The organism is Cupriavidus sp. 05N39 (assembly GCF_056397325.1).
In genome coordinates this window covers 1-411 of sequence record NZ_JBFTNE010000347.1, presented here as the reverse complement: position 1 = coordinate 411, position 411 = coordinate 1, and the positions used below count along the sequence as shown (strand labels likewise).

Below are 411 nucleotides of genomic sequence, written 5' to 3'. Positions count from 1 at the left end.
TTGCTCACGTGCGCCTTTTCCAGGTCGGCCACCAGCTGCGTGCGCAGCGCGGCCTGGGCGATGTCGTCCACCATCGCCTCGGCCAGTTGGCGCTGCTCGGGGGTGAGGCGCGGCGCATTCCGCGCGAAGCGCATGCCGGCCACGCCGATGGCGCGGTCATCGCCATCCAGCAGCGGCAGGAACCACCACTCCGCGCCGGCCAGGGTATCGGTGAAGCGGCCGCTGGGCTGGCCATGGCGGCGCGCCCAGTCGGCGGCGGCCAGGTCGGTCTCGCCGGGCGCGGCGCTGCCGCTGGTGCTGGTGTGCGGGCCGATGCGCAGCCAGGCCGGGGCGTCCATCGCCTGTTCCAGCGCTTCGCGCCCGGCTTGTGCCACTTCTTCGTTGCTGGCTGCGCGGGTCAACTGACGGCCC

The 411-nt window shown here is 73.7% G+C and carries 1 pseudogene; it reads right to left on the bottom strand.

Going from position 1 to position 411, the window contains the following annotated elements:
• A pseudogene (locus AC1DN0_RS41645) lies at nt 1-411 on the bottom strand (histidine kinase); the annotation flags it as partial.